11 protein-coding genes and 4 pseudogenes are annotated in these 12854 nt (G+C 60.9%); 9 read left to right on the top strand and 6 right to left on the bottom strand.

The genetic code is table 11. The annotated features are described in order from the left end of the window. Positions 1–12 precede the first annotated feature (12 nt). Together galE and ACR0R4_RS04535 are read right to left on the bottom strand one after the other, a co-directional pair. Positions 13–1026: a UDP-glucose 4-epimerase GalE gene (galE, locus tag ACR0R4_RS04540; RefSeq protein WP_433646167.1), complete on the bottom strand. Its 1014-nt coding sequence runs from the start codon at positions 1024–1026 to the stop codon at positions 13–15. 47 nt (positions 1027–1073) lie between these two features. Beyond that, positions 1074–1264: pseudogene (locus ACR0R4_RS04535) on the bottom strand (UDP binding domain-containing protein); the annotation flags it as partial. Between ACR0R4_RS04535 and ACR0R4_RS04530 the strand changes: the two are divergent. Both ACR0R4_RS04530 and ACR0R4_RS04525 read left to right on the top strand, forming a co-directional pair. After that, positions 1211–1327, top strand: a pseudogene (locus tag ACR0R4_RS04530) (hypothetical protein); the annotation flags it as partial. The pseudogenes ACR0R4_RS04535 and ACR0R4_RS04530 sit on opposite strands and share 54 nt — an antisense overlap. 94 nt (positions 1328–1421) lie before the next feature. Then, entirely contained in the window at positions 1422–1658 is a 237-nt protein-coding gene (locus ACR0R4_RS04525; protein ID WP_433646241.1) for a hypothetical protein, read from the top strand. Here the strand turns inward: ACR0R4_RS04525 and ACR0R4_RS04520 are convergent. Next, positions 1599–2066 (bottom strand): annotated as a pseudogene (locus ACR0R4_RS04520) (integrase core domain-containing protein); the annotation flags it as partial. The gene ACR0R4_RS04525 and the pseudogene ACR0R4_RS04520 overlap by 60 nt on opposite strands. Positions 2067–2134: 68 nt before the next feature. Between ACR0R4_RS04520 and ACR0R4_RS04515 the strand changes: the two are divergent. The 6 genes and pseudogenes from ACR0R4_RS04515 to ACR0R4_RS04490 form a co-directional block, all read left to right on the top strand. After that, positions 2135–2324: pseudogene (locus ACR0R4_RS04515) on the top strand (IS3-like element ISAar45 family transposase); the annotation flags it as partial. A gap of 569 nt (positions 2325–2893) precedes the next feature. Further along, on the top strand, positions 2894–4333 hold the full coding sequence (locus ACR0R4_RS04510) for a hypothetical protein (RefSeq protein WP_433646166.1): 1440 nt from the start codon (positions 2894–2896) through the stop codon (positions 4331–4333). 379 nt (positions 4334–4712) lie between these two features. Next, positions 4713–5477 carry a glycosyltransferase family 2 protein gene (locus ACR0R4_RS04505; protein WP_433646165.1) on the top strand — a complete coding sequence of 255 codons (765 nt, stop codon included), beginning with the start codon at positions 4713–4715 and terminating at the stop codon, positions 5475–5477. After that, the gene (locus ACR0R4_RS04500; protein ID WP_433646164.1) at positions 5477–6550 is read left to right on the top strand and encodes a glycosyltransferase; all 1074 of its coding nucleotides are present in this window, start codon (positions 5477–5479) and stop codon (positions 6548–6550) included. Before ACR0R4_RS04505 ends, ACR0R4_RS04500 begins: the two co-directional genes overlap by 1 nt. 95 nt (positions 6551–6645) lie before the next feature. After that, on the top strand, positions 6646–7821 hold the full coding sequence (locus tag ACR0R4_RS04495) for a hypothetical protein (protein ID WP_433646162.1): 1176 nt from the start codon (positions 6646–6648) through the stop codon (positions 7819–7821). Next, positions 7822–8844 carry a polysaccharide pyruvyl transferase family protein gene (locus ACR0R4_RS04490; RefSeq protein WP_433646160.1) on the top strand — a complete coding sequence of 341 codons (1023 nt, stop codon included), beginning with the start codon at positions 7822–7824 and terminating at the stop codon, positions 8842–8844. A gap of 151 nt (positions 8845–8995) precedes the next feature. Here ACR0R4_RS04490 and ACR0R4_RS04485 read toward each other — a convergent pair whose 3' ends face one another. The 3 genes from ACR0R4_RS04485 to ACR0R4_RS04475 form a co-directional block, all read right to left on the bottom strand. Beyond that, complete coding sequence (locus tag ACR0R4_RS04485; protein ID WP_433646158.1) at positions 8996–9571, bottom strand: hypothetical protein; 576 nt, start codon at positions 9569–9571, stop codon at positions 8996–8998. Between the two features lie 83 nt (positions 9572–9654). Next, positions 9655–11466 (bottom strand): DUF4012 domain-containing protein, encoded by a 1812-nt coding sequence (locus tag ACR0R4_RS04480; protein ID WP_433646157.1) that lies wholly within the window; start codon positions 11464–11466, stop codon positions 9655–9657. Positions 11467–11494: 28 nt separating this feature from the next. After that, complete coding sequence (locus tag ACR0R4_RS04475; RefSeq protein ID WP_433646156.1) at positions 11495–12064, bottom strand: CPBP family glutamic-type intramembrane protease; 570 nt, start codon at positions 12062–12064, stop codon at positions 11495–11497. Between the two features lie 73 nt (positions 12065–12137). Between ACR0R4_RS04475 and ACR0R4_RS04470 the strand changes: the two genes are divergently transcribed. Then, the gene (locus tag ACR0R4_RS04470; protein ID WP_433646155.1) at positions 12138–12788 is read left to right on the top strand and encodes an arsenate reductase/protein-tyrosine-phosphatase family protein; all 651 of its coding nucleotides are present in this window, start codon (positions 12138–12140) and stop codon (positions 12786–12788) included. Positions 12789–12854 lie beyond the last annotated feature (66 nt).

Genomic DNA, 12854 nt, shown 5'->3' with positions numbered 1-12854 from the left:
AAAGCTAGTGGATCAGCCGCGATACCCCTGCGGGTTCGCCGACTGCCACGCCCACGCATCGCGGCACGCCTCCGCGAACGAGCGCGTCGTGCGCCAGCCGAGCCGCGAAAGCGCGAGCGCGGGATCCGCCACCACCGTCGCAAGGTCACCGGCTCGCCGCGGGTGGATCGCGTACGGCACCGCACGTCCCGATGCTTCTTCGAAGGTGCGCACGGCTTCAAGCACGCTCGTGCCCACCCCCGACCCGAGGTTGAACGCCTCCACCCCGGGCTCTGCGTGCGTGAGCGCGGCGACGTGCCCCTCGGCGAGATCCATCACGTGAATGTAGTCACGCACCCCGGTACCGTCGATGGTCGGGTAGTCGTCACCGAACACCGCGAGGCGCTCGCGCCGGCCCACCGCAACCTGCGCAACATAGGGCATGAGGTTATTCGGGATCCCGCTCGGATCTTCGCCGATGCGGCCTGAGGGGTGTGCGCCGACCGGGTTGAAGTAGCGCAGGTTCACGGCAGCGAGCGCGGGCCAGGCCGTGGCCGCGTCGCGGATGATCTGCTCGTTCATCGCCTTCGTCCACCCGTAGGGGTTCGTCAGTCCAACGCCAACGGGGTGCGTCTCCGCGATCAGCGGGGTCTGCGGGCTACCGTAGACCGTCGCCGACGAACTGAAGACGAGCCGGGTCACGTCGCGCTCGCGCATCAGGTCGAGCAGCACGAGCGTCGAGTTGAGGTTCACGCGGTAGTAGCGGGTGGGCTGCTCGACCGACTCGCCCACGGCTTTCAGACCAGCGAAGTGGATCACGGCATCGAACGCGATGCCGTCGAGCCCGGCACGGGTGGCGTGCGGGTCGGTGAGATCGGCATGCACAAACTCAACCGGCTTCCCGGTGAGCGCCTCGACCCGGCGCACCGACTCGCGGCTGCTATTCGAGAGATCATCAAGCACGACCACCTGGTGCCCCTGCTCAAGCAGAACGAGAGCCGTGTGGCTGCCGATGTACCCGGCACCACCGGTGAGCAAGACGCGCATGATCTTCATGCTATCGGGGCACAGTGAGGTCCCAAGTGCTCGACTCCCTACGGCCGCCCCATCCCGCGGTACTCCCACCCGGCCGCACGCCACGCGGCGGGGTCAAGGCAGTTGCGTCCGCCGCCGATCAGCGCGCATTTTCAAGAGCTTGTGGATCAGTCGCCACCACATCCGCGCCCAACCCGTGCAATCGCACGGCGACGTCGAGCGCGGGGGAGTCGCGGATGTCCTCGGAGTGCGCCAGTCGGCATCGCTTGCCGATCTCGTGTTCGACATCCCGTTATTGATCGAATACGTGAGCACCTTCACCCCGCTGTCGCCGGGTGACAGGATCGTTACCGGGACGCCGGGCGGGGCATTCGCGTCGACTGGCGCAGTCCGCTACTCCGGCATCAGTGTCGAGATTGACGACCCCGCAGGGAAGTCGCGGCATTGGGTCACAGTTCGCCGACGTCTGGGTGGAAACAAGCGCCGGGTGGTGGCTCTTCGCCTTCCACGCGGCACCGTTTGCGCAGCAGGCCGGTGGGCCGCCCCCGTTGTTAGATCCGCTCGGCATGCGAGTCGGTTTCTTCTCACATGTGGGTGCAGGATCGAGCGTACTCGACCGGCGAGGTGAGGTACCCGCGCGATGAATGCCGTCGCCCGTGGTTGTACTCGTGGTTCCAGTCGCTGATCACAACCCGAGCATGAAGCAACGAGTAGAAGCTGTTGATATTCAAACACTCGTCACGGAGCCTCGAGTTGAACGACTCAACGTACCCATTTCGCCAGGGCTGACCGGGCGGAATGTAGGACAACCCGGATCTTATGCCCGCCCGGTCAGCGACGGTGTCGGAGATGAACTCTGGCCCGTTGTTACGTCGCAGAACCAATGGGGCACCATTCTCAGCGACGAGTTCCTCGAGATGATCGATGAACCGTGCGCCGGTGATCGACCGTTTTACAAGACCACCCAAGCATTCGCGGGTGCGCTCATCCACGATGGAGCAGATCATGATCGCTTTGTCACGCTCATCGACATCGAACTGGAAATCGACCGGTAAGTCCCAACACAGGCCCGGTCTGGCACTGCACAAACAAGATCGGCATAACCCAAACCTCGGCATAATCGTTCTTCTCGCTGCTGCAGAAGAACGTCCTCGACCACAAACCATGGGTCACCAGGCAAGAATTCAGACTCGCGATTGTCTTGTGGGTCGAGGGGAAGTATCACTAGAAGCGACGTCAGTGGGTTAGAGAAGCTGACCCCGGTCGAGTGCGAAGTTGTTAATGTAGTCAGCGTCGCACTCGCGGCGTGAAGAAATCCGAGTTAATCAAAGCTTCAGCAGACCCGAAGACCAGCGGTTCGCGCCCGGATAGGTCCCTCTCTGGACTGATGTCCCCGATTCGAGTGCGCCAGGTGAGGTGGACATGCACACGCTCGGGCCGGTGCAGAATGAGGCATCGTCGTGCATCGTCCTGCCGTTCCGACAGGTCGGGGGCTACTGGGCCCGACTCTGGCAGGAAATTTCCACAACATCCGGCGAAACAGGCGGACTTAAAGTTTCTCTTGAAGCGGTCCTGAAAGGATAATTATCCCATTCACCGGTAACCTCGCGGCACAGCGGCGAATCCGCACGGTCCACCTGATCGACGTGACCGAGAACGCTGGCACTGCGGAAGAAGCCCGTGTGCAGCTCAAGAACCCCGATTCGAGCGGCACGCTTCTGTGTGACATTCACATCAAAGCGGGCGAGCCTCGGCACATTGAGTTTGAAACACCAGTCCGCTTCCCTGGAGGGGTCTATGTGCAAATGTCTTTAGGGACCGTGCGAGGCTCGATCTCCGGCATCTGAACTCGACGGGGGCTGGGCGCTAGGATTGGCAAATGCTCAAGAGGATGACGATCATTACTGCGGGGATCGCGGTAGTGGTGTTCGTCACCTTCTCGGTTGTATTCCTAGCGGAGCAGTTGACGGCAACATTTTCGACGCTCGACATTCGTCCCGCCTTGCTTCTGATCGGTCTCGTCGGCTTCAACTGCATCACTTACGTTGTGTGGTTGAACAGATGGAACATCGTAGCTCACACGGCACTCGCATTCTCGATAGTGGCGTACATTGTGCCAATTGTGTTTCTGCACCAACTCGACGGGTTGAGCAGCGAAGCGATCGACCTTTACTTTCAGGTAATGGCGGGCGGACTGTTTTTCGCTGTGCTCGGCGTGCTCGCCGGAGCAGCGATCGGACGCCTATACGACGCAGACAAGCTGCGAGCCCGTGCAGCGTTTGAGGAGCAGCAGGTGCGGGCCAAAATCCGCCGCCGCATCATCGCCCTCAGCGGCCTGGCTGTACTCGGCGTGTTCGTCGCGTTCGCGGGGATGGGTTTCATCCCGGCACTCACCGCTGACCCACTCACCGCTAAATTCTTCCGCGGTGCCTACGCCGCCGCATACCAGCCAGTCGCGCCCCTGTACCGCGGCGCTACGAGCGTTCTCACCGTCCTCCTACCGGTGCTGTTCCTTTACGCGATGAAGCTTCGGTCTGGACGCTCGTTCCTTATAGCTCTCGCTGCCATGCTCGCCTTGTTCCTCGGTCTCCTGCGTGAACCCGCAGTGAGCGGAGCGCTCCTGCTCATCGGCGTATACATGGCAGTACGGCGCAAGCCCTGGGGGTTCTATTTCGCGCTTCTCGTCTCGACCTATTTCGCTGGTGGCGCGCTCTACTACCTACTTGCACTCATCGGCTTTGGCAGCTTCACTGGTTCCCCAGCCGCAGAAACCACAAGTCTCCTCGCCCAGGCGGCTGCGGGAGCCCCCGACATCCGCGACCAGATCACCTTCCTGACTGCCTGGTTGGTTCGCCCCGAATACACGCAGGGACTGACCTGGTTGGGTGGGATGATCCCCGGTAACAACCCCTGGAACCCGTCCGTGTGGTCGCTTCGAATCGTCAACCCTACGCAGGAAATCACTGCGATCGCTTCCGGTGGTCTGCGTCTCCCGCCGCCGATCTGGGGCATGGTCAGCTTCGGATGGCCAGGCGTGATCGGCGTCAGCCTCCTGACGGGCGGTATTCAGGGCTACCTTGCGAGCGTCGCCAAAAGGATCATCCCTAGCAACAGCGTCGAGACTTCGATCTACTGGTTGGTTCTTTACGTTGCGCTCGTTGAAGTGCTCCCGGCGTTTTTCCGGTTCAGCTACCTTTCGGTGTTGCAGCTGATCATCATTCTTCTCGTGTTCGGGTGGCGGACTTCCTCTCCTCCTCGCCGTCAGCGAAAAGTGCCCGAGAGAAGCACGACAGCACTACCAGGTGGAACCCCAGGCTGAACATCATCGGCCAAGTCTTATCGGGGAGCCATGCGGTGGACAGCATTGCGCCAGCGGTCATATTGGCGCCTGGTAGCAGGGTTCCCTTCTTCATGTTGGGGTCATCCCAGTCGTGCTGATTCTGGTGTGCGTGTTATTAATGGCTCGCTTCGCGGTTGGTCCAGTGATCATAGCGAAGGCAAGAAGTAAGACGGGGTTGAACCCGAAATCTGGTCGGGATCTCGGTGTTCACTAACAGTAGATTCTCTTTGAAGTTACAATCGACTCAATGGGAATAGTAATGTAGAGTCGGCGGGTGCTTAGCTTAGCTGCCGGTTTGGTTCCCATTGAAGTCAGTTTTCAAAACGCTCGCGAGACATTCTGAGGTCAGGAAAGCAATTTGCCCAAATGGTCGATTATTACTGTCGCATATAACAGTAGGAATGAGATCTCTCATTTCTGGAGTAGCTTGGCTCACGAAAAATCGATTGAGTGGATTCTGATAGACAATGCTTCCGCCGACGACTCGGTAGATCTCGCCGAGTCGTTGGGGGCGTTGACGGTGCGTCTCGCCACGAATCTTGGTTTCGGGGCGGCCAACAACATTGGGTTTGAACGTAGCTCCGGGGAATACGTGATATTTGTCAATCCAGACGTTTCGATAGACATCGATTGTTTGACTGCCTTGGGGGAACACCTTGATGAGCATCCAATGGATCTCGTGTCACCTCAGTTGGTGAATAGTGACGGCTCACTTCAGCCGAACGGCCGGGGCGAGCCCTACTTGGTTAGAAAAATTGTAAATCGCTTGGCGCCCAAAAGGGGTGTCGGCACCTATCTTCGATACGCGGCAGATGGCCAGATGGCTGAGTGCTCTTGGCTAATGGGTGCGGTTGTGGCTGGGAGGCGTGAGCGTTTTGCGGAGCTTGGCCCTTGGGATCCCCATTTCTTTGTCTACTATGAAGATTCTGATCTTGGTCTGAGGAATCTAAGGTCCGGGGGGCGAAATGTCGTGTTGGGCGGCTGTCGATGGACACATGGATGGGCTAGGGAGACTTCGAAGCTGTCAGTATCGGCATGGAAACTGGAAGTGCAGAGCATGCTGAAGTTTTATGCAAGGTACCCCTTGCTGCTTTCTGTACCAGGGAAGGATCGTGCTGCCTGATGCGTGTCGTCTTTGATGTGCTTGGTTCAACAGAGCATTCTGGTGGTATGCGTCTACACGCCACAGAATTAATCAAAAGTTGGCTGGAAAATTGGCCGCATGACTCCGTTACGGTTATCGGACCCGAGTGGGCCCGTAAGGAGTTCAGTACACAGGCTAATCTGGTCAATTGGCGCAACGAGTCAGTTCTCCACCGTTCCTTTGGCCAGCTCTTCTTTTCAGCGAAAGTGGCGCGTCTTCAGCGGGCGAACGTTCTTGTCTCGCTCAGCCCAATTGTCTCGCCACTAAGTGGGCGACTGACAGTCTGTTTCCAACACGACTGGCGGCATAAGTTGAATCCTGGGGAGTTCCCCTCACACCAGCGACTGTACCGAAAGCTCTGGGAAGTATCGGCGAAGCGCGCAAACTTTAACGCTTGTATCTCCAAGAAGGCGATTCAGGAAACCGAGCGATATGCGAGAGGCGCGCGTACAGAGGAAGTTGCGAACGGACGAGACCACGCAAGGCGTTGGGCGCAGTTCCCCCGGGATCCGGAGAGTTGCACGCTTGTGACATTTGGCCACCACAATAACAAGCGACCGGAGCTTGTGATTTCTGCTTTAGCAAAGATGAACCTGGAGCGGTTACAGAACGTTCGTCTCGTTGTGTTAGGTGCTCGTGGAGAATATCGTGAATCACTTGTAGACCTAGCTGCAGAAGAAGGTGTCACGGCCCAAGTGGAGTTCCCGGGTTTTGTGGAAGATGCTGAATATCAGCGGATCGTATCAACGGCTTCAGCGATTATTATGCCTTCGAGCGACGAAGGGTTCGGTCTTCCTGTTGCAGAGGGGCTTTACTTCGATATTCCAGTCGTCGTCACCTCGGACAGCGGAATGCCGGAGATCTTCGGAAGTGATGTGTTTGTGTCATCTCCAGATCCTGAATCTCTTGGGTCAGCGATTGAAATGGTCCTGGGAGCGAGAACCGTCGGGCAGGTCCAACCCATCAAGCAGACATGGGGTCAAGCTGCTCGAGACTTGCGCGAGGCAATCGAGCGTCAGTTGGTCGCAGACGGAAACCCCGTTCATCGTTGAAGTCTATGTCTCTTGTATAGCTCTGGAGCGGCGATCTTGAGCCCTTCATCTGTTCCCTTTAGGTTTCGTTTTGTGACTCGAGATCGGCTCCTTTAGTGAGAAAGGTCCTTCGAATTGCTTCACCGTCATTCTCCTCTGTCCTCCAGCGACTCACTCAACTCCTGGTACTTGTTGCGCTTGGTCAGCTGAGCGACGGACTTCAGCAGTCTGCGCTATTTGCATCCTTTGGAATCATCGCAGCATTTGGCGTGATTGCAGATTCCGGCGCGGGGAATTTTCTGCTCAGTCAATCTGCGCAATCAATCGGTCGTAGAGAACTTAACTACACGATTCTCATTCACTTTGGCATTGCGACGGCGGGAACCATTCTTACAGTTTCTTATTGCTTCCTTGTGTTTGGTGAAAGCCTCGGGGCTCTACTGCCTCTTGTAGTTTTTCTCGCTCTCGCGCAATTCATTGAGGGTCTGCTTCGAGTCGCAAAAGCGCCTCTACTTTTAGCAGGTAGGGACCTTGCCTTCGGAGCTGTCGACCTGCCAATTATCCTGGGAAGAGCCGCCCTGGTTGTCGCTGCAATGGAGTCGCGGCAGCTATATCTATTGTGCTGGATTCCGGCTGTCTCTGGAATTGTGCTAGTTGCTGCATACGCCTATGTCTACCGAAGGATCCAGCCTATTGGGACCGCGAAGGTCAGACCTCGTGCGGTGCTTAAATATGGTCTTGCTGGTGCTTCTAGCGCTCTGTACTCACAATCTCCAGTACTGGTAGCTGGCTTGATGCTGCCGGTGGCCCAGGCTGGGACGCTAAGCTTGGTAACCCGCCTGATTCAACCTACTGAGATACTCCCGGCTACTCTGTCACAGCAAGCAATGCCGCGCCTGCGCTCCAGGAAACTCGATGGTGGGCAGTTCGGACTGGGTTTATTTCTGATGGGCATCTGCATTGCTGCTTGTATCTTTTTTGTTTGGCCAGCCGTTGAGGCATTGTTTTCCGTACAGGGAACCATGGGCTTAATTCTGCTTCTGCTTCTGGCCTCTCTTCCTTTTAAATTCTTGAACTACGCCTTGGTCGCTCACCTCTACGTTCGTGACGCAGCCATCGCCAAGATGGCAGTGTCTATCGGAGTTGGCGCGCTCATCATTCTGTTGTCCGTAACTGGTGTGGCCTACTTCGGGGTTGTGGGAGTGGCGTCGGCAATTTTTGTCGGCGAAGTGCTCTTGATGGGCGGATTGCTATTCGCATTGCGTAAGACCGGAACTGAGAGGTCGGAGTAATTGAGGAAAAAGAGACACATTCTGGTTGTTTCGGCGGACAGAACGGATCACAACGGTGGACCCGCGAATCTTGGAGACGCGTTTCTCACGGATGCTTTCGCTGGAGCATTGCGCAGAGAAGGGCTCGAGGTGACGGTCGTGGACTTCGGTGCAAAACGCATCACAGGAGGAGCTTCGCGGGCTGTGGCTAGCGGGCCATGGGAGCTGTGGAGACTCGTGCGAGAGTCCGATGCTGTTGTGCTGGGCGGCGGAACTCTGCTGCAGGATGACACGCCAAATCGACTGATTGGTGGTCTCCCGCGGCTCTGCTTTGTTGTGACAGCATTGGCGAGGCTGGCGAGGCGGCCCGTCGCATTCTTCGGAGTCGGCTGTGACACTGTTCATCGGCCTGTGGCTAAGATGCTTCTTCGCGCTGCTACTTTCGGTGTACCAATCTGGGTTCGGGAAGAGAGCTCAGCGGGAAGACTTCAGGTGATGTTCAGAAAGTCTGCTTTTGTAGCAGCTGACTTAGCTCTGCTAACACGTAAGACTCGATCTAAGGCATCTGACCCCGCTGCTTACGTCATAGTTGCACTGAACTATACGGAGGTTCCACAACTCACCAGTTCTGTATTAGACGAGCTTGAGGCGGAGGGCCCGGTAACCTTCATATCGATGGACCAGCGCGCATTTGAAGGCGACTACCTTGCTTTGAGTGAAGAGGGGAGGCAGCGAACCCGATACAGGGACTCTGTGACAAGCTGGGAAGATGCATGGAAAGTATTGTCTGGGGCAAAGGTGGTGGTTGCTTCAAGGATGCATGCCCTCTATATGGCGGCACTGCTTGGTATTCCGATGGTTGCGCTGGGAAATAGAGAGAAGATTGTGGCCTTTGCCGAAGAGTTCAAAGTACCTCGAATTGAAAAAATGAACGAATTTGTTCCCGGCTTGGCGAAAAAAGCGGATCCTGAGGCAGTTGGGAAGGCAAGAAGCCGCGTTGAGATCAGCCAGAGGGAACTCCTCTCCTTGCTCGGGATTCGATAAAAGTACCGATCGAGCCAATTTGCATGAGCAGGACGTCCTTTCAGGATAGGGCGCCTACATTCGTTGACCCAGCAATGGCAAAATGAGGGACGCTTGGCCTGTTGGCGATCCGCATCCGCCTAGGATGTTAGGACTGTAGTTGTCGAGGGCTCTATTCCGCCTGCTTGTGCTTCTTGCGCATCGAACTTGCCACGAGGAAGCCGCCGCCAACGAGGGCAAGTGCCCCGCCGCCGACCCAGATCCACAGTGCCTGGTTCGATTCTGATCCGCCGACTGCGAGATCGGAGACGGTAGCTGATCCACCAGGAGTAGCCACGGTGATCTTCCAGGTTCGCGTCCAACCCGTGCCCGAAGCGGCGGCGGTGAGGTTGTAGGTGCCCACTGCGCTGGTCGGCAAGGTTACCTTCGCGGTGAGCGCACCCTGAGGAGTGGCGTTGAGCACCCTGCTCTGGGTGTCAATCGCAGTTCGGAATGACGCGATTGTGGCACCCGATTCAGCGTTCTCGCCGTTCAGCGTGAAGCTCACCGGCTGGTTGGCAGCGAAAGATCCGTCGGGAAACCCGAGGGTCACCGCGCCGCCCGGAGCAACCGACGCGGGGGGTGCCTGATAAGAATCGTCTGCGGGGTAGCCCTCGCCAACCGCCTGCGCCATCGCCGGAGCCGCCAGGAGCGCCGCCGCCACGAGTGCCAGCGCCGCGGTTGCTCGCTTCAAGAAGCGTGAATTCATGTGTGTTCCCCCAGCAAGAGTGCATATGTCGAGCAAAACCGCGTGTCGGCATTACAGATACTCCGCCTAACGATACACGAGGCCTAACAGAGGCGGCCGGCGGGGTCGGTGCCGGTGTGCTGGAAGGTCGGGGTCTGCTGCCAGGCAAGCTCTGCCCCCGCGTGGTCGATTGCGAAGTACTCGAGCTCGAGCACACTGCTCTGCCCGGGCGTGAGCCTCGGATTCCAGGTGGCAAGCGAGCGTTCGAAAGCAAACTCAGACGAGCCCGGACCCTCGGGCGCCCCATCGAACGTCATGCGCTGCAGCTCGAAGCCCGGGGGCGCGTAGACCTGTGCGAGCGTGAGGATGTCGCCCTTGGGCATGTCGACGAACCATCCGCCGCCCGTGATGTAGTCGGGCAGCGTCGCCCCCGCATCGGCTGGTGCCGTGTTCGTGAGTGTGACGCGCAGCGTGACGCGCGGATCCGCTGCGTCGACCGGGCAGCCGCCCGAGACGACCTCGACACTGCTCGCGAGGTAATAGTCCATCTTCGAGCCGGTGCCGTCATTGAGCAGCATCGCGAACCTCGCCTCGCCTGGCGTGCTCTGCGGCAGCGTGCCGGCAATCTGGCTACCCGCTATGACGGCCTGTTCGGTCTCAATGCTGCTCCACACCCGCACCCGGTTCTCCTGTGTGGCGGTCGCCAGCGCGCCAATCAGCGCGACCGGGTCGTAGCCGCCCGAGGCCACCGCGTCGAACACCTGGGCGGCCGCATCGGCGAACACCAGGTCTTGCATGGCCGGCTCGGGGTACGAGATGTAGACGTCGTGGAGGAGAAACTGCACCGCGTTCTCGCTCGAGAGGGTCTCGCCGCTGGTCAGGGTGATGGGGCCGGTGGCCCCGAGAATGCCCGCGAGCGTGAACGGGTCAAGCGCGATCACGGCCTGCGGCCGGGTGCCGAACTGCCGCTCCCACATAGTGACCGCGAGTTCGCCCGAGAGTGGGAACTCGGGTGCGTAGGTGACGTTCTGTATCCACAGCGCCGGTCGATCCCCATACACGCCGCGGATCTCGGGCGGCAGCGTCATCACCGGTTCGTCGAACTTCGGGAAGTCGCGGGTGGAGGCCTGCTGTGCGAGCGAGATCGCGCCCTGGTCGGTGTGCACGAGCGCCAGCGCCCCGGGAATGCCGACCGTCGAGCGCAGTTCGGCGTTGTTGAGGAAAAGCAGCAGCGTGTAGCGCGGGCCATCGGCGCCGAGCAGCGCGGGCACCAGCTGCGTGGCGCCGTGCACCGCGTGCACCCCGCCGGCGACCGGGGCCAGCTGGGCGGCGAACTCGTCGACCGCCTCGGAAAGCGGGCGCAGCAGCGCATCGGTGTCGATGCCGGCCATCGCCGCCTCGACCTCGGTGATGCGTGCGGCGGCGTCTGCGGCCACCGGCTGCATCGCGAGCAGGGGAGCCGGGTCGAGTCGGCCATCGACCGGCTTCAGCGCGCCCTCGAGCTGCGAGGCCGGCTCGATGAGGGGCACCCCGATCTCGCGCACCACCGCGTCGAGCGAGTCGGCGGTGACGCGAAACGCGGCGAGGTTTGGTCCGAGGCCCGGCACAAACTCGGCCGCGCGCCAGATCGGGTCGGAGGTGAGGCCCGCCGCCCGCTCGGTGTGTGTGCCGGTCTCAGCGAGCAGTGCGGCCGCCGCAGCGGGGTCTGCGGTGAGCTGTTCGCCGATGCTCGTGACCGCGGCGCGGGCCGTCTGCACCTCTTGGTACGCGAGCCACCCGCGGATCCCGATCCACGCGGTAATGGCGACGAGGGCGGCGAGCAGACCGACGATGATCCACACCCACGTGCGGCGGCGCCTGCGGCGCGGCCTCGTGCGCAGGGGCTGGGCGGCTGGGGCGGTAGTCGTGTCGATCATCACACCCAGGGTACTCACTCGCCGGCGCTCAGCCGAAGGTGCCGAGCAGCAGCATGCCCACCCCGGTGGCGTTGAACACGAAGTGCACGCCGATCGCGGTGCCTAGGCGGCCGGTGAAGGCGGCCAGTGCGCCGCACGCGAGCCCCACGGCGAAGGTGACGGATGCGGTGACCAGCGGCCACCCGCCCGGGTTTAGCGCCACGTGCCCGGCCGCGAAGAGCGCCGCGACGAACACCACCGCGACCGCCGTGGCCGTGCCGCGGTGCGCGCCCGCCCGGGTGAAGCTGCGCGCCGCGAGCGGCTGCAGCACGCCGCGAAACACCCACTCCTCTACCACCGGCGAGAGCAGCAGCGGCACCCAGATCATCCAGATCCACTGCGCCGGCACCAATTGCCCGTCGAACTGCACCAGGCCCGGCATGGCGAACCCGCCGGCCGGGAGGGCCTCGAGCGCCACCGCGACGCTGCGCAGGGCGATGCCGAACAGCAGCGCGTAGGCGAGGTCGATCGCCGCGAAGCGGGGGAGCAGCATGAGCTTCGTGGGATCCGCCCCCAGATTGCGCGTGGCGGGCGGCGCGGTGGGGGAGGAATCGATCACGGTGCCTAGCCTAGCGAGCGGCACCTGCACGAAATAGGAAGTTCATTGAATGCCGCTAGACTGCTCGTCGATAGTGCCCGCTGGGGGCGCGCGGCGGAAGGGGGCCCTGGTGCGGATCATTATGGTGTGCACGGGTAACCTGTGCCGGTCTCCGCTGGGCGAGCAGGTGCTGCGCGCCAAGCTCGCACACCTGCCAGCCGCTGCCTCGGGGCGACTCGTGATCGAGAGCGCCGGCACGCACGCCGAAACCGGGCAGCCGATGCCCGAACCCGCAGCGAGGTGGAGCGCGCGCCTCGGCGGCGAACCCGCCGGGCACGGCAGCCGGTACCTCGGTGAGCCCGTGCTGCAGGGCGCCTCGCTCGTGCTGGGCATGGAACGCGAGCACCGGGCCCGGATCGTGGGGCTCGCCCCCGCACTGCTGCGGCGCACGTTCACGCTGCGGGAGTTCGCCCGCCTCGCCGCACATTTCGACGATGAGGCGCTCGTGCGTGCCGTGGACGGCCCCTTCGTTACGGCCGATCCCGAGTCGCGACTCGCCGCGGTGCTCGGGCTGCTCTCCGACGCCCGCGGCATGACCCCGCCGCCCGGCGACCCCGCCGAGGACGACGTTGTCGACCCGTATCTGCGCAGCGAAAAGACCTACGCGCTCTCTGCCGAGCAGATGCAGCCGGGCCTCGACGCCGTCGCCCGCGTGCTCTCACTTCCGGTGCTATGGCAGGATTGACGCAGGCTGGCGCTGGGCGCCTGGCACATCGACTTGCGGGGTTCGCCCCCGCTCAAGGGGGAGGTC

It is taken from the genome of Leucobacter fengyongliangi (assembly GCF_050971685.1).
Taxonomy (GTDB): Bacteria; Actinomycetota; Actinomycetes; order Actinomycetales; family Microbacteriaceae; genus Leucobacter.
The sequence above is the reverse complement of the archived record's forward strand: the minus strand, read 5'-3'. Positions and strand labels throughout refer to the sequence as shown.